Source organism: Cellulomonas oligotrophica (genome assembly GCF_013409875.1).
Classification (GTDB): domain Bacteria; phylum Actinomycetota; class Actinomycetes; order Actinomycetales; family Cellulomonadaceae; genus Cellulomonas; species Cellulomonas oligotrophica.
Map to the genome: position 1 here is coordinate 667,472 of NZ_JACCBK010000001.1, position 15,759 is coordinate 683,230.

At 74.9% G+C, this 15,759-nt stretch carries 14 protein-coding genes and 2 tRNA genes; 8 read left to right on the forward strand and 8 right to left on the reverse strand.

Annotated features, from left to right (window positions below; translation table 11 throughout):
- Window positions 1-9: 9 nt before the first annotated feature.
- Window positions 10-792, reverse strand: a complete 783-nt coding sequence (locus BKA21_RS03020; protein WP_140458694.1) for a DUF1206 domain-containing protein — start codon at window positions 790-792, stop codon at window positions 10-12.
- A 122-nt stretch (window positions 793-914) separates the two neighbouring features.
- Window positions 915-1,694 carry a CPBP family glutamic-type intramembrane protease gene (locus BKA21_RS03025; protein WP_170208980.1) on the reverse strand — a complete coding sequence of 260 codons (780 nt, stop codon included), beginning with the start codon at window positions 1,692-1,694 and terminating at the stop codon, window positions 915-917.
- 142 nt (window positions 1,695-1,836) lie between these two features.
- Between BKA21_RS03025 and BKA21_RS03030 the strand changes: the two genes are divergently transcribed.
- The 6 genes from BKA21_RS03030 to BKA21_RS03055 all read left to right on the forward strand — a co-directional run bounded on the left by BKA21_RS03030 (window position 1,837) and on the right by BKA21_RS03055 (window position 4,776).
- The gene (locus BKA21_RS03030; RefSeq protein ID WP_140458692.1) at window positions 1,837-2,208 is read left to right on the forward strand and encodes a PH domain-containing protein; all 372 of its coding nucleotides are present in this window, start codon (window positions 1,837-1,839) and stop codon (window positions 2,206-2,208) included.
- A gap of 64 nt (window positions 2,209-2,272) precedes the next feature.
- Window positions 2,273-2,346 (forward strand) — tRNA-Ile (locus BKA21_RS03035).
- 39 nt (window positions 2,347-2,385) lie between these two features.
- Window positions 2,386-2,904 (forward strand): hypothetical protein, encoded by a 519-nt coding sequence (locus tag BKA21_RS03040; protein ID WP_140458691.1) that lies wholly within the window; start codon window positions 2,386-2,388, stop codon window positions 2,902-2,904.
- A 52-nt stretch (window positions 2,905-2,956) separates the two neighbouring features.
- Window positions 2,957-3,029, forward strand: a tRNA-Asn gene (locus BKA21_RS03045).
- A 179-nt stretch (window positions 3,030-3,208) separates the two neighbouring features.
- Window positions 3,209-3,619, forward strand: a complete 411-nt coding sequence (locus BKA21_RS03050; protein WP_140458690.1) for a phage holin family protein — start codon at window positions 3,209-3,211, stop codon at window positions 3,617-3,619.
- A 362-nt stretch (window positions 3,620-3,981) separates the two neighbouring features.
- Window positions 3,982-4,776: a transglutaminase-like domain-containing protein gene (locus BKA21_RS03055; RefSeq protein WP_174243567.1), complete on the forward strand. Its 795-nt coding sequence runs from the start codon at window positions 3,982-3,984 to the stop codon at window positions 4,774-4,776.
- Between the two features lie 57 nt (window positions 4,777-4,833).
- Here BKA21_RS03055 and dnaG read toward each other — a convergent pair whose 3' ends face one another.
- Window positions 4,834-6,792, reverse strand: coding sequence for a DNA primase (dnaG, locus tag BKA21_RS03060; RefSeq protein ID WP_140458689.1), 1,959 nt, complete (start codon window positions 6,790-6,792; stop codon window positions 4,834-4,836).
- A gap of 186 nt (window positions 6,793-6,978) precedes the next feature.
- Between dnaG and BKA21_RS03065 the strand changes: the two genes are divergently transcribed.
- Entirely contained in the window at window positions 6,979-7,314 is a 336-nt protein-coding gene (locus BKA21_RS03065; RefSeq protein ID WP_179625299.1) for a YciI family protein, read from the forward strand.
- A gap of 34 nt (window positions 7,315-7,348) precedes the next feature.
- On the opposite strand, the gene BKA21_RS03070 is transcribed toward BKA21_RS03065, so the two are convergent.
- The 5 genes from BKA21_RS03070 to BKA21_RS03090 form a co-directional block, all read right to left on the reverse strand.
- On the reverse strand, window positions 7,349-8,635 hold the full coding sequence (locus BKA21_RS03070; protein ID WP_140458688.1) for a deoxyguanosinetriphosphate triphosphohydrolase: 1,287 nt from the start codon (window positions 8,633-8,635) through the stop codon (window positions 7,349-7,351).
- Between the two features lie 61 nt (window positions 8,636-8,696).
- Window positions 8,697-10,565, reverse strand: coding sequence for a glycoside hydrolase family 13 protein (locus BKA21_RS03075; RefSeq protein ID WP_203793534.1), 1,869 nt, complete (start codon window positions 10,563-10,565; stop codon window positions 8,697-8,699).
- Window positions 10,562-11,437 carry a sugar ABC transporter permease gene (locus BKA21_RS03080; RefSeq protein ID WP_140458687.1) on the reverse strand — a complete coding sequence of 292 codons (876 nt, stop codon included), beginning with the start codon at window positions 11,435-11,437 and terminating at the stop codon, window positions 10,562-10,564. Before BKA21_RS03080 ends, BKA21_RS03075 begins: the two co-directional genes overlap by 4 nt.
- Complete coding sequence (locus BKA21_RS03085) at window positions 11,437-13,038, reverse strand: ABC transporter permease subunit (protein WP_140458686.1); 1,602 nt, start codon at window positions 13,036-13,038, stop codon at window positions 11,437-11,439. Before BKA21_RS03085 ends, BKA21_RS03080 begins: the two co-directional genes overlap by 1 nt.
- Window positions 13,039-13,172: 134 nt before the next feature.
- Entirely contained in the window at window positions 13,173-14,411 is a 1,239-nt protein-coding gene (locus BKA21_RS03090) for a sugar ABC transporter substrate-binding protein (protein WP_140458685.1), read from the reverse strand.
- A gap of 248 nt (window positions 14,412-14,659) precedes the next feature.
- Between BKA21_RS03090 and BKA21_RS03095 the strand changes: the two genes are divergently transcribed.
- Window positions 14,660-15,715: a LacI family DNA-binding transcriptional regulator gene (locus BKA21_RS03095; RefSeq protein WP_179625300.1), complete on the forward strand. Its 1,056-nt coding sequence runs from the start codon at window positions 14,660-14,662 to the stop codon at window positions 15,713-15,715.
- The last annotated feature ends 44 nt before the right edge of the window (window positions 15,716-15,759 follow it).

Below are 15,759 nucleotides of genomic sequence, written 5' to 3' on the forward strand. Positions count from 1 at the left end.
GGTGAAACGTCACAGGCTTCCGAAGCGTGCCCGGACGAAGCAGTACACCCCGAACAGGACGAAACCGCCGGCCACCAGCACCAGCAGCACCGTCCCCATCGGCGCGTCGCGCAGCGCCGTGAGCGCTCCGTCCAGACCGGTGGCCTCCTGCGGGTCCTGCTGCACCGCGGCGACCACGAACAGACCGCCGACGACCATCAGAGCCGCGCCCTTGGCGGCGTACCCGAGCACGCCGCACCAGCGCGCGGCCCGGCCCGCACGGCCGGACGGCAGGCTGCGCAGGTCGTCGAGGAACTTCTTCCGCACGCCCTTGACCACGTGGTAGACGCCCACGGCGACGACGCCCAGGCCGACGGCGCCCACGAGGACCCGTCCCGCCGGCGCCTGCATCAGCTGGGCCGTCGCGTCCGACGTCTGGCCGCTGCTCGACGACCCCGACCCCTGCGCGAACGCGTACGACGTGCCGGCGAGCGCCAGGTACATGACGGCCTTGGCCCCGGCCTTGACGCGGTCCGCGGTCTCCTGGCCGGCGCCGCGCAGCGCGGCGGCCGCCTGCCAGGCCCCCAGCGCGACGAACGCCACCACGGCGAACCACAGCACGACGGCGCCGAACGGCGAGCCCGCGACGGCCTGGAGCGCGCCCGACTGGTCCGCGTCGGCGGACGACGAGCCCAGCGCGAGCTGCAGGGCGAGCACCCCGATCAGGGCGTGCAGCAGCCCGCTGACGGCGTAGCCGGCGCGCGCGCCGACCTCCCAGGCGTGCTGCGGATGACGTGCGGCGAGCGTGGTCACGCGGCTCCTTCGGGTCTCGGGCCCCCACCCCCTGGCCTCGCGCCAGCACCCGCGACGATCGTCGCAGCGACCGGCCGGGTCGGCGACCGGAGCGCGTCGGCCCGGTGGCGTGCCGTGCGCCGTCAGCGCCAGCCGCGCCGCACCGCGAGCACGCCGGCGACGGCCGTCGCCGCGGCCAGCGCGAGGAGCACCACGACGTCGACGACCCGCCCCGGGGCGCGCAGGGCGGCGTCGCCGACGGCCTGGGACCACAGGGCCACCAGGATCGCCGCGTGCAGCAGGACGGGGGCGAGGAGGCCGGCGCCGACGCGGCGGGCGCAGTACAGCAGGACGCCCGCGGCCACCGCGTAGCCGGCCCGCACGGGCGCGTCGCCCGGTCCGAGCAGCAGCAGGACGGCGCCGCTGACCAGCACGCTGCCGACGGCGACGGACGGTTCGTCCCAGCGGTCGCGCAGGAACGTCACGACGAACCCGCGGAGCACCAGCTCCAGGTCGAGTGCGACCACGAGGCACGCGACGACGAGCGTCAGGGTCAGCCCGGGCCCCGCGGCCCGGAGCGTGCCGACGTCGAGGGCCCAGACCGCCCATGCGAGGACGGCGGCCGGCACCAGCCACCAGGTGCGCGCGACGGTGCGGCGCTCGGTCCGCACGTCGCGGGCGCGGCCCCACAGCGCGGGGACGAGCGCGGCGACGACGAGGCCGCCGACGTGCGGGGCGAGCAGGTCGCTGCGCACCACGCGCGCGTCGGCGAGCCCGGCGGTGCCGCGGTCGAGTCCGTAGAAGATCGACACGAGGCCGATGACCGTCAGCCAGCCCAGCAGCACCGAGCCCAGCGCGACCCAGGGCAGCGCCCCCGCGGGCGCCGCGGGGCCCGTCCCCGGTGACCGTCGGCCTGCTGGCATGCGCAGAGTGTGGCGGCCCGGGCGGCGGCGTGCACGACGGGACGGGGACGAACCGGTCACGACCGGCGCGCCGGCCCGGCAGACTGTGCCGGTCGGGGGCGCGCCCGCGCCCCGGTGACGACCCGAGGACGAGGAGGAGCCCATGGCGGACGTGCCGCACGACAAGCGGGAGCAGCTGGACAAGGTGCGCGAGGGGCTGCTCGAGGGCGAGCAGGTGCTGGCCGTCTACGACTGCACCGGGACGGGCACGGGCTTCGTCGGCCTGACCGACCTGCGCATCGTGTTCCAGGACAACAGCTTCGTCGGCAAGCGCACGGCGATCACGTCCGTCCCGTACAAGCAGGTCCGCTCGGTCTCGATCGTGACGGACAAGTCCTGGACGGGAGGGTTCTTCTCCGGCGCGACGATCGCGGTCGACGCCGGCGGGACCGTGCACGAGGCGGAGTTCCGCGGGGTCGAGAAGGCGCGGCACGTGCACGACGTCGTGCTGCACCACATCGTGCGGGGTCGCTGACCTCCGCGACGACGCCGCGTGCGCCGGTCGGGCCGCTAGTCTCGACGCGGCGCCGCGGCGCCCCGGGCCAGTAGCTCAGCCGGTCAGAGCAGCGGACTCATAATCCGTCGGTCGTGGGTTCAAGCCCCACCTGGCCCACACCGCACCACCGGCCCGCACCGCGGGTAGCGTGACGGCGTGCGCCTGCTCCCCCGCCGTGACCGCCTGCCCGACGACGTGCGACGCGGGCTCGACCTCGGCGGCGACGCCGTGCTGGCCGCCGCACCGCTGAGCCCCGCGGGGTGGGTGGTGGCGAGCCGGCGGGCCCTGCACCTCGTCCGGGACGACGCACCGCGCGCACGCACGGCGTGGGCGGACGTCGACCACGGGTCGCTCGACGCGCAGACCCGCACGCTGACCGTGCGGTGGGTCAGCGGGGCGCGCACCGACCTGGTGCTCGCGGACGACTCGCGGGCCAGCCGGGACCTGGCGCAGGTGTTCCGCGAGCGCGTGCAGCAGTCGGTGGTGCACGTGGTGCACGTGCCGGTCGACGACCGCGAGAAGGTCGTCGTGCGGGTGGCGCTGCGCCGCGCGGAGGACGGCACGCTGTTCACGCAGACGCTCGGGGCGGGCACGGTGGACCTCGACGACCCGGGCGTGCGCCGCGCGGTGGAGGCCGGCGAGGGGCGTGTGCGCGAGGAGGCGGGGCTGCGCTGAGCGGGTGGTCACGGGCACGGCCGCGCTGCTGCTAGAGTTTCTGCCCGCACGATCCCTCGTAGCTCAATTGGCAGAGCATCCGACTGTTAATCGGACGGTTACTGGTTCGAGTCCAGTCGAGGGAGCGTCAGAAGGCCCCGATCATGCACCACGGTCGGGGCCTTCGCCGTTCCCGGACGGCGCGACGGGGCACCCGTCCGGCGCGCGGCGGTGCGGGCGCAGGAGCGTCGGCGGGCGCGTCGCCTGCGGGCGGGCCGCGACCCGTCCGGATGTGCCCGACGTCACACGGGTCTACCGTGGCCGCATGGTGCGCCTCCTGCTGCGGGCTGTCGTCTTCCTCGCCTCCGCCGCGCTCGGCCTGCTGGCCGCGTCGGCGCTGCTCGACGGGTTCGAGGTGCACCCGTCGGGGTTCGTGGTGGCGGTGCTGGTGTTCGCGCTCGCGCAGTCGGTGCTCGCACCGTTCATCGCGAAGATGGCGAACCGGTACGCGCCGGCGTTCCTCGGGGGCATCGGGCTGCTCTCCGCGTTCGTGGCCCTGCTGCTGGCGTCCACGCTGACCGACGGGCTCACGATCGAGGGCGTCAGCACCTGGGTGCTCGCCTCCCTCGTGGTGTGGCTCGTGACCGCGCTCGCGACGTTCTTCCTGCCGTTCCTGGTGCTGCGCGAGAAGCGCCGCGGCGACGGCGGCGCGCGGCCCGCCGCACAGCCTGCCTGAACGGTCGAACCCACCTCTGACCTGCGAGGACACCTTCGCCCGTCCGAGGGCTGGACGAACGACCGCATCGGCCTCACACTTGCCTCACCTCCGCGCGCCACGGAGGGTCACCACGTGCTCCACCCCACCTCGTGCTGCCCTGACGACCCCCGGGCCAGGCGTGGCGCGCACGGTCCCGCAGCACGCACGTCGCACCACCGCAGCACCCTCGCACGGCACCCCGCACGACCCAGCACCGGCCCCGCGCCGGCGTCGCCCGACCCCTGCACCGCCCTCCCCTCCCGCTCTGCCCCGACGTCGACGACCCGGTCGACGCCGCGGCCCCGCTGACCGGCCGCCGGCCGGAGAAGGAAGCGTCGTCCGTGCTGCGCTCCGTGGCCTGCCACCTGACCCTCGACGTGCGTGAACCCCTCGAGATGCTGCTGGCGGTCGCGGTCGCCGACGGCCCGTACGAACGCTCGGAGCAGATGCTCGTGCGGACCGACGACGAGCCGCTCGACGTCACGGAGATCAAGGGCCCCACGGGGACGCGCGTGCACCGCGTCCTGGCGCCCGCCGGCCGCGTGGTCGTCGACTACCAGGCGACGGTGACGGGCCAGGCCGGCCCCGCCCCGGTCGAGGACCTCGACCTGGTGGAGTACCGGCGGCCGAGCCGCTACGCCGACTCCGACCGGCTGCTGGCCTTCGCCCGGGACCAGTTCCGCGGCCTGGCCGGGGCCGAGCTGCTCGACGCGGTCGTGGAGTGGGTCGCCCGGCACGTCACGTACCTGTCGGGGTCGAGCCTGCCCACGGACGGCGCGACGGACACCCTGCTCAAGCGGCGCGGCGTGTGCCGGGACTTCGCGCACCTCGTCGTGGCGATGCTCCGGGCCCTCGACGTGCCCGCGCGCCTCGCGGCGGTGTACGCCCCCGGGCTGCGGCCGATGGACTTCCACGCCGTCGCCGAGGCGTACGTCGAGGGCGCGTGGCACGTGGTCGACGCGACCCGGCTCGCCCCGCGCCCCACGATGCTGCGCATCGCGACCGGCCGCGACGCGACCGACACGGCGTTCCTCTCGTACTACGGCGGCAGCCTGCGCCTGCGCACCATGACCGTCACCGCCGTCACCGACGCGCGCGTGCAGGACGACGGGACGGGGCTGGTCGCGCTGCGCTGAGCAGCCCGACCACGTGCGGCGCACGGTCGCCGTCGTGGGGAGCAGCGCCCCGTGCGGTCAGGCGCTCTCGCGCAGGGACCGGCGCCGCGTCTCGACGTCGAGGAGCGCGGCAAAAGCGGCGTTGTAGGCGACCGGGTCGACGGTGGCGTCCATGCGCTGCAGGCGTCCGCGCAGCTCGGCGATGTGCCGGGTGTAGCCGATCTCGACGAGGCGCAGCACGACGCCGCGCACGTAGCCGCCGACCATCTCGGGGCGGTCCTCGGGCATCGGCGCCACCGACAGCTCGGTGACGAGCGGGCGCACCGGCTCGGCGGCCTCCTCGAGGACGGCGCCGACCCACCCGGACGCGTCCTCCCCGCCCGCGGCCGCGACCAGGGCCCGCCCGGCCGCCACACCGCCGGCGGCCCGCACGGCCTCGTGCACGGCCCGGTACGCAGGAGCCGCGAAGGCGTCCGGGGCGAGGGCGTCGAACTCCTCCGGCACGAGCGCGGGGTGCTGCAGCGCCACCTCCAGGGCGGTGCGCTCGACCTGCGCGACGGGGTCGCGGCGGTCGGGGGCGGCCATGCGGGCCACCGGCACCGGCTCCGGCGCGGCGTCGCGCGGCCCCCCGCGGCGGTCCGGCTCCCGGCCCGGTCCCGACGGGCGGACGGGCCGGCGCGACGCACCGGCCACCGCTCGGCGGACCGCCGCCTGGTCGTCCATGCCGAGCCACCCCGCCAGGAGCCGCTCGTACTCCGGGCGCAGCGCCGTGTCCCGGATCCCGGCGACCACCGGCGCGGCCGCGCGCAGCGCCGCGACGCGCCCCTCGGCCGTGCGCAGGTCGTGGGCGTCGAGCGTCGAGCGGATCACGAACGCGAACAGCGGCTGCCGGGACGCGACCAGCGCCTGCACGGCGTCCGCCCCCCGCGCCTGGCGCAGCTCGCACGGGTCCATGCCCGAGGGCTCGACCGCCACGAACGTCTGCGCGCTGAACGACTGGTCCTCGCCGAACGCCCGCAGCGCGGCCTTCTGCCCCGCCGCGTCCCCGTCGAACGTGAAGACGATCTCCCCGCCCACCGACGTGCCGGCCGCGAGCTGCACGCCGCCCGCTCCCCCGGCGTCCCCGACGAGCCGCCGCACGATGCGCGCGTGGTCGGCGCCGAACGCCGTGCCGCACGTCGCCACGGCCGTGCGGATGCCCGACAGGTGCATCGCCATCACGTCCGTGTACCCCTCGACGACCACCACCTGCTTGGCCCGCGAGATCTCCCGCTTGGCCAGGTCGATGCCGTAGAGCACGTGGGACTTGCGGTAGAGCGGCGTCTCGGGGGTGTTGAGGTACTTCGGGCCGGAGTCCTCCTCGAGCAGCCGGCGCGCACCGAACCCCACGGTCTCGCCCGTGACCTCGCGGATCGGCCAGACCAGGCGCCCGCGGAACCGGTCGTACACGCCCCGCTGCCCCTGGCTGACCAGTCCCGACGCCGTCAGCTCGGCCTCGGTGAACCCGCGCCCGCGCAGGTGCCGCAGCAGCCCGTCCCAGCCCTGCGGCGCGAACCCGACGCCGAAGTCCTCCGCGGCCTGCCGGTCGAAGCCCCGCTCGGCGAGGAACGTCCGGGCGACCGCGGCCTGCGGCGTCAGCAGCTGCTCGCGGTAGAACTCCTCCGCGACGCCGTGCGCGTCCAGCAGCCGCCGCCGACGCCCCGGCTCCTCGCCCGGGCGGGTCGGGCCGCCGTCCTCGTACCGCACCTGCAGCCCCACCCGCGCGGCGAGGTGCTCGACCGCGTCCGTGAAGCCGAGCCCGTCGACCTTCTGCACGAAGTCGAGGACGTCCCCGCCCTCGCCGCACCCGAAGCAGTGGTACCGGCCCACCTGGGGGCGCACGTGGAACGACGGGGACCGCTCGTCGTGGAAGGGGCACAGGCCCTTGAGGGACCCCACGCCCGCGGGCTTGAGGGCGACGTGCGCGCCCACGACCTCCTCGATCCGGACGCGCTCGCGGACGGCCTCCACGTCCTCCCGCCGGATGCGTCCTGCCACGCCCTGGAGTCTAGGTCGTCGCCCGGGCGCGCCGGTCCCCGCGGCCGGCGGCGCCCCGGGCACGATGGCACCGACGCACGCACCCGGCACCCGTGGGTGCAGCTGTGTCGAGATCCGGCCGGCTCGCGCGTCGTGCCGGTGCCGGGGTCGGCGACGTGCCGCACCCCACGGACGAGGAGGTTCCCGTTGCAGTTCCTGATGCTCGTGTGCACCGACCAGCAGGGCGAGCCGGCGGCGCCCGGCGACCTGACCATCGAGGAGTGGGGCGCCGACGTCGACCGTCGCGGCGTGTGGCTCGCCGGCGACCGCCTGCGGCCCGCCGCCGACTCGCGCACCGTGCGCCGTCGCGGCGGCGCCACGCTGGTCACCGAGGGTCCGTTCGCGGAAGCCGCGGAGGTGATCGCCGGGTTCGACGTGCTGGAGTGCGCGAGCCTGGAGGAGGCCGTCGAGATCGCCGCGGCGCACCCGATGTCCCGGGCGGGGCGCATCGACCTGCGCCCGGTCTGGCCGCTGAGCCTGTGACCCACGGCCGGGGCCGACGCGCGGCACCCGCGCGTCAGCCCCGGCCGCGCACCAGCCGGGCGTGCAGGGCCAGCGCGGAGACGTCGGTCAGCGACGCGACCTGGTCGACGACGACCCGCAGCCGCGCCGCGTCGTCCGCGGCCGCGTGCCAGTCGGCGGCGAGCGGCGCCTCGAGCGCGTCGGGCCCCCGGTCGGTGAAGTACGTGACGAGGTCCGTGAGGACCTCGCGCTGCCGGTGGTACAGCGGCTCGAGCTCGCGCGGCGCCATGACGTACGCGACGGCGAGGCCCTTGAGCACGTGGATCTCCGCGACCGTCTCGGGCGGCACCACGAGCTCGGCGGCGTACCGCGTCAGCGGCCCGGGGCCGTAGCGCTCCCGGGTCGCCACCTGGGCGGCCTTCGCGAACCGGCCGATGAGCTGGCTCGTCGCGTCCTTCAGCCCCGCGAGCGCGCGCCGGGACCCGTCGAACCTCGGCTGCCACAGCTGCGCGGCCAGCAGCCGGTCCATCGCACCCTCGAGGTCGCCGGGGCCGACCTGGTCGCCGTACCAGGTCTCGATCGCGTCGACGACGCGGGCGCGCTCGGCGGGGACGGTGAGCACGTCGAGGTCGAACCGGCCGCCGACGACCGCGTCCTCGACGTCGTGCACGGAGTACGAGATGTCGTCGGCTAGGTCCATGACCTGCGCCTCGAGGCACTTGCGCCCGTCCGGGGCGTCCTGGCGCAGCCACGTGAACACCGGCAGGTCGTCCTCGTAGACGCCGAACTTGTGGGTGGGGCGCCCGGACGCGGGGCTGACGGGCCCCTGCCGGAACCGCCACGGGTACTTCACGGACGCGTCGAGGGACGCGCGCGTGAGGTTGAGGCCGACGGACGTGCCGTCGGCGTGCACGACCTTGGGCTCGAGCCGGGTGAGCAGCCGCAGGGTCTGGGCGTTGCCCTCGAACCCGCCGACGTCGCGGGCGATGGTCGCCAGGGCGCGCTCGCCGTTGTGCCCGAACGGGGGGTGCCCGAGGTCGTGCGCGAGGCACGCGGTGTCGACGACGTCGGGGTCGCAGCCCAGCGCCTTGGCGATCTCGCGGCCGACCTGGGCGACCTCGAGGGTGTGGGTGAGGCGGGTGCGCACGAAGTCGTCGGAGGACGGTCCGAGGACCTGCGTCTTGGCGCCGAGCCGGCGCAGCGCCGAGGAGTGCACGACGCGCGCCCGGTCGCGCTCGAACGGGGTGCGGGCCCCGGACTTGCGGCCCTCCTCGACCCAGCGCTCCCGGTCGGCGTCGGCGTACCCGTCGACGCCCGGTCGGGTGCGGTCGGGTGCGGTCACGTGCCCAGGGTAGAGGCTCGTCGGGGCACCGCCCGGTGGCGTCCGGCGGCGTCGACGGTGGTCAGCGCACGCGCCAGACCTGCACGCCGGGGCCGTCGCCGGGCAGGCGCAGCACGGGTCCGCGGTCCGGGCCGGTGCCCTCGACCCGGGGCAGCGCGGCGCCGCCGTAGAGGTTCTCCGCGCCGTCGGGGGCGAGCCACGCGGGCAGCTCGGCGCCGGGCCACGGGGCGCGCGCGGCGAGCACGAGGACGCGCTCGTCGGCGGTCTCGCGGACGAACGCCAGGGCGTCGTCGGTGACGACGGCCCAGCGCAGGCCGCCCTCGCGCAGGGCCCGCGAGGAGCGGCGCAGCGCGATCAGCCGCTGGTAGGTCGCGAACGTCGCGGCGTCCCAGCGGGGTCCGCCGCCGGCGTCGACGTCGGCCCACGGCATGGGCACGCGCGCGTGCTCCCCGGTGGTGCCGGTCAGCCCGCCCTCGTCGCCGGCGAAGACCACCGGTGTGCCGGGGTAGGTGAGCAGCAGGCCGGCGGCGACCTCCTGGAGCTCGCGGGTGCCGACGACGGTGCGGGTGCGCGGGGTGTCGTGGGAGGCGAGCAGGTTCCACTGGTGCGTGGTGACAGCCCACGGCACGGCGGCGTCGAAGTCGCGCATGGTGGCCACGACGTCGGGCCCGGGGCGGCGCGGCAGCGGGACGTCCAGCCCGAGGGTCGGGGTGCGGCCGGCGGGGTCGGCCAGCCACGTCCACACCGGGCGGCTGAACCCGGAGTAGTTCATGTTGGCGTGCCAGCCGCCGGCGCCCATGTCCGTGCCCGCGTCGTGGAAGTGCTCGGAGACGAGCACCGCGTCGGGGTTCACCGCCCGCATGGTGGCGCGGATGGTCCGGGCGACCTCGTGGGTGCGGTCGTCGGCGCCGTACCGCCCGGTCATGTTGGCGACGTCGATGCGCCAGCCGTCGAGCGCGACGGGCCCGCGCAGCCAGCGGGCGACGACCGAGTCGTCGCCCGCGGTCAGGCGCCGGGCCAGGCCGGGGGCGCCGTGGTCGAGCTTGGGCAGCGAGCGGTGGCCGAGCCAGCCCACGTAGCCGGGGTCCTGCGCGGTCCAGTAGTAGAAGGACCGCTCCTCGCTCGTGGGGTCGGCGAGGGCGCGGCGGAACCAGTCGTGGCCGGCGCCGGTGTGGTTGGTCGTCAGGTCCCCCACGATCCGCATGCCGCGCGCGTGCACGGCCGCGGACAGTGCGACGAGCGCGTCGTCGCCGCCCAGGAGGGGGTCGACGTGGTCGAAGGTCGTCGCGTCGTACCGGTGGTTGGAGCGGCCGGGGAAGACGGGGGTGAGGTACAGGGTGTCGACGCCGAGGCGCTGGAGGTGGTCGAGGCGGTCCTGGACGCCGCGCAGGTCGCCGCCGGCGAGCTGGCGGCCGGTGTCGCCGGTGGCGACGGGCTCGTCGTCCCAGCCCATCGGGGTGGCCCAGCCGGGCAGCGCGCGGACGTCGGCCTGCGCGGAGCGGGCGAAGCGGTCGGGGAACACCTGGTAGACGACCGCGTCGTGCAGCCAGGCCGGGGCGGCGTCGTGCACGGACAGGCGGTGGTCGTGGGCGTCGGTGACGTCGCGGGCGTGCACGCCGCGCTGGTTGAGCCACCGGTACCCGCCGGGCTCGTCGAGCAGCAACCGGTAGCCGGTGACGGGGTTGTGCACGCGCACCGTGGCCTCGTACCAGCGCTCGTGCGCGTCGGCGCGGTCGAGGCGGGCGGGCACGGTGCGGGGCTCGCCGTCCTCGACGACCCGCAGCCAGACGGCGCGCTCGGCACCGCCGGCCGGGACGCGCACCCGCACCGGCACCTCGTCGCCGAGGGCGGGCGTGCCCGGCGGCACGTAGAGCTCCGAGCCGTCGTGGTGCGGGTCGTCGAGCAGGTGGGGCACGGGTGCGGTGCTCACCCCTTGACCGACCCGGCGGTCAGGCCCGAGACGATGTACTTCTGCAGGAAGAGGAACAGCAGCACCACGGGGATCGCGGCGAGCACGGCACCGGCGGCGAACAGACCCCAGCGGGCGGTCCGCTCGTCGGCGGCCCAGTAGTAGAGGCCGAGCGCGAGCGTGTACTCCTGCGGGCGCTGCAGCACCACCTTGGCGATGATGAACTCCCCGAAGCTGCCGATGAACGACAGCAGCCCGACGACGGCGAGGATCGGCGCGACCAGGCGCAGGATGATCGTCCAGAAGATCTGCCCGTGGGTGGCGCCGTCGATCTTGGCCGCCTCGTCGAGCTCGCGCGGGACGGTGTTGAAGAACCCGTACATGAGGAACGCGTTGACCCCGAGCGCACCGCCCAGGTAGACCGCGACCAGGCCGAGCCGGCTGTTGAGGCCGAGCGCGGGGAACACGTCGCCGATCGACAGCAGCAGCAGGAAGACGGCGACGAACGCGAGCATCTGCGGGAACATCTGCACCAGCAGCAGGAAGGTCAGCCCGCCGCGGCGCCCCGTGAAGCGGAACCGGGAGAACGCGTAGGCGGCGGCCGAGCCCATGAGCACGGTGCCGACCGACGTGGCCGTGCACACCACGAGGGAGCCGACGAACCAGCCGCCGTACCCCCGGCCCCACAGATCGGCGTAGTTCTGCAGGTCGACGGTGCGGAACAGGTCGTTGGAGCCGGTGAGCGTGCCGCCGGGGTTCAGCGATGCCGACACCACGTACACCAGCGGCAGCACGCAGACCGCGATCATCACGACGCCGACGACGTGCCGCCAGCCGACCTCGGCCCACCAGCGCCTCCCCCGCAGGACCGGTGCGGACGCGGTGCGGGACATCAGATCTCCTCCAGGGTGCGGGTGCGCCGGAACCCGAGCCAGGACACGACCCCGACGACGACGAAGATGAGGATCGACAGCGCGCTGGCCAGCCCGTACTGCTTGGTCCCGCTCTCGAAGGCCACGGAGTAGACCATCGAGATGAGGATGTCGGTGTGGCCCACGACCACCGGCGTGCCGACGAAGTTCGGGCCGCCGCCGGTGAGCATGTAGATCAGCGAGAAGTTGTTGAAGTTGAAGGCGAACGACGAGATCAGCAGCGGCGCGACCGACACCATGAGCAGCGGCAGCGTGACCGAGCGCAGGATCCGGGCGGGCCCGGCGCCGTCGATGCGGGCGGCCTCGATCGTGTCCGCCGGGATGGACTGCAGCGCTCCGGTGCAGACCAGGAACATGTAGGGGAAGCCGAGCCACAGGTTGACCAGGACGATCGACACCTTGGCCAGCCACGGGTCCTGCAGCCACGGCACCTGGGCACCGCCGAGCAGGACCTCGTTGACGAACCCGAACTTCTCGTTGAGCATCCCGCGCCACACGAGCGCCGAGAGGAACCCGGGGAACGCGTACGGGAGGATCAGCAGCGACCGGTAGACCTTGCGCCCGCGCACCCGCGCGTCGTTGAAGACGATCGCGAGGAACAGCCCGAGCGCGAAGGTCGTGACGACCGACAGGAACGCGAACGCGAACGTCCACGCGGTGATCTGCACGAACGGGCCCGACAGCCGGGAGTCGGTGAAGGCGCGCGTGAAGTTGTCCAGGCCGACGCCGACCCGCCAGCCGGGCGTCAGGACGGTGCCGTCCGCGGAGACGAAGTTCCCGCCGTCCGAGGGCGCGTACGTGGTGCCGTCGACGGTGTCGACGAACGTGTCCGTGGCCTCGTCGTACGCCAGGGTGGGCCGGAACACGTACCCGGTCGAGCCGTCCTGGGTGCGCACGGAGCCGTCCGCCGGGTCGTCGGAGAACGGCACCCGCAGCACCGTGACCTCGTCCTGGCGGCCGGCGACGTCGACGAACTGCAGGACGTCCCACCCGGGGACGGCGGTGACGCGACCGGCCTCGACGGTCGCGTCGGGCGCGGGCGCGAGCGGCTGCTGCGCGGTGCCGACCTCGACGACGCCCTCCTGGACGACCGCGAAGCCCAGCTCGCCGTCGCGCTCCACGACGCTCAGCGGCAGGGTCGGCGACCCCTCGACGCGGGTCTCGTTCTGCTCGGCGATCGAGGCGATCGCGTCCTGCTTCGTCGAGTTGTGGCCGTCGCCGTAGTTGGTGAAGGCGACCCAGCCCGTGTAGGCCATGGTGAAGATCTGGTACACGAGCAGGAGGACCAGGCCGGGCACGAGGTACTTGGCCGGCAGCGCCCGCGGCGAGAAGTACGCCCAGTTGACGACCACGAGGGCCAGCACCAGGAAGGCCACGATCCCCCACGACGCGACCGCGGCGGCGGCGAGGACGCCGTAGACGCCGAGCGCGTCGACCGTGGCCACCAGGGCGAGCTTGACGAAGAAGCCGGGGCTCGGCCGGCGGCGGGCGTGCGGGGTGACGGTGCCGCCGCCGAGGGTCGGCGGGGGCGCGGCCGTGGTGACGGCCTGCGGGTCGCTCATGCGGGTCCTCCGGGCGGGCGCGGTGCGCGCGGGGCGTGCGAGGGGGAAGGTGCTGGTCGGCGGGGCGCGGGTGCCCGCGCCGGAGCACGACCCGGCCCGCGGGACGACGTGTCCCGCGGGCCGGGTCGGGTCGGTCAGGCCTGGTCGATCGCGTCCTGGATGGTGCCGACCATGGCCTCCCACGCGGAGGCGGGGTCGCCGGCCTGGCCGCCCACGATCTGCGCCTGCGTGGCGCCCCACGACGCCCACACCGAGCTCATCGCGGGGATGGCGGGCATGGGGGCGCCGGTCGCGCCGGCCTCGTTGAAGCCCTGCAGGATCGGGTCGTCGACCTTCTCGGCCGACGCCGTCAGGGCCGGCATGCGGCCGCCCTCGGTGTAGAGCATGTCCTGGGCCTCCTCGGTGGCGAGGAAGTTCACGACGAGCTCGTTGGCGAGCACGGGGTTGGCCGACTTGGCCGAGACGAACACGCCCTGGACGCCGACGAACGGCTGCGCGGGCTCACCGCCGGCGCTCGGCACCGGCAGCACCGAGATCTCCATGCCGGCCTCGAGGAACGCGGACGTGTTCCACGGCCCGGTGATGATGTAGGGCGCCTGGCCGTCGAGGAACGCCTGCTTGGCCTTGTCGCCGTCGATCGCGAGGTCGAGGACCTGCTCCTGCCCGAGCTTGGCCAGGTAGGCGGCGAACGCGTCGCCGGCCTCGCCGCCCAGAGCCAGGGTGTCGGTGTACGACCCGTCGGCGGTGGACTCGAACACCGGGGCGCCGAAGGACGTCTGCAGCGGGTACAGGTGGTACGGGTCGGACGCGTCGCCCTGCTGGATCAGGACCGAGAAGTCCGTCCCGGCCTCCTTGGCCTCCGCGACGAGCTCGTCGAAGGTCGTGGCGGTGGTGTCGGGGTCGAGCGCGTCGTTGCGCACGAGCGCGATGTTCTCGATGGAGATCGGGGTGCCGTAGGTCGCGCCGTCGTAGGTGACGCCGGCGATCGCCGCCGGGGAGAACGCGGCCGCCTGGTCGCCGAGCTCGAGGGGCGCGACGACGCCGTTGTTGACCCACTCGCCGAGCCCGTCGTGCGCCGAGACGATGACGTCCGGGCCCTCGCCGGTGGGCGCCTGGGCGACGAAGTCCTTGCCGATGTCGCCCGAGGCCTTCTGCACGAGCTCGACCTCGACACCGGTCTTCGCGGTGAACGCGGCGACGACGGGTTCCATCTCGGTGATGCGGGTGTCGTCGACCCACATCGTCAGGGTGCCCTCGGCGGTGGCGGCCCCCTCGGTGGTCGCCTCCGCCTCCTCGCCCGAGCCGGACGAGCAGGCGGCGAGGGCGAGGGTGAGCCCCAGCGCCGCCGCGGTGGTCGGGATGCTCCGTCGCATCGTGTGTCTCCCGGATGGTTCACGGTGGTTCGCCCCGTGCGGCCGGCCCGTGGGCCTGGCCGACGCTGGCCTGATGAAACGGACCGTAACGGCGTTGCGTATGCAGTTGCAAGTCGTTACCGTAACGATCCGGCAGCGGTGCCCGACGTCCTCGTCGGCCCGCCGGACGCCCGGTCCGGGACCGGGAACGGGCCGACACCCACGGACGAGGACGAGGAGGCTCGGTGCACCCCAGTACGCTGCCGCATGTGCGGACCAGACTGACCGACCTCGCCGAGCAGGCGGGCGTGAGCACCGCGACCGTCTCGCGTGTGCTCAACGGGAAGCACGGCGTGTCCGCGCAGGCCCGCCAGGCGGTCCTCGCCGCGCTCGACGTGCTGGGCTACGAGCGCCCGGAGAAGCTGCGGATGCGCTCGGCCGGACTCGTCGGACTCGTCGTCCCCGAGCTGACGAACCCGGTGTTCCCCGCGTTCGCGCAGGTCATCGAGACGATGCTCACGGACCGCGGCTACACCCCGCTGCTGTGCACGCAGTCACCGGGCGGCACCACCGAGGACCAGTACGTCGAGCTGCTGCTCGAGCACGGCGTCGACGGGATCCTGTTCGTGTCGGGGCTGCACGCCGACACGTCCGCCGGCAAGGAGCGGTACCACCGCCTGCGCGGGCGCGGCATCCCGGTCGTGCTCGTCAACGGGTTCGCCGAGGGCGTCGACGCGCCGTCCGTCTCCACCGACGACGCCGCGGCGATGCAGCAGGCGTTCCGGCACCTCTACCAGCTCGGGCACCGGCGCATCGGCCTGGCCGTCGGCCCCACCCGGTTCGTGCCGTCCCGCCGCAAGCGCGACGCGTTCGTCGCCCTGCTCACCGAGCACCTGGGCGTCACCGACCCCGACGCGCACGTCGTCTCGACCCTGTTCACCGTCGAGGGCGGGCAGGCCGCGGCCGCCGAGCTGTTCGCCTCGGGGCACACCGCGGTGGTCTGCGGGTCCGACCTCATGGCGCTCGGCGCCGTGCGCGCCGCCCGCAGCATGGGCCTGTCCGTGCCGGAGGACGTGTCCGTCGTCGGGTTCGACGACTCGCCCCTGATCGCCTTCACCGACCCGCCCCTGACCACCGTGCGCCAGCCGGTCGCCGCGATGGGACACGCCGCCGTCTCCGCGCTCGTCGCGGAGATCACCGGCAACCGTGCCGCCCGCGCCGAGCTGCTGTTCCACCCCGAGCTGGTGGTGCGCGGCTCGACCGGCGCCGCCCCGGCAGCCGCCGCGGACGACGCGGTCACGCCCACCGCGGACGCGAACGCCTGAGCCGCAGGGCCGCACCGGCCCAGCAGACCGCCCCCCAGCCCCAG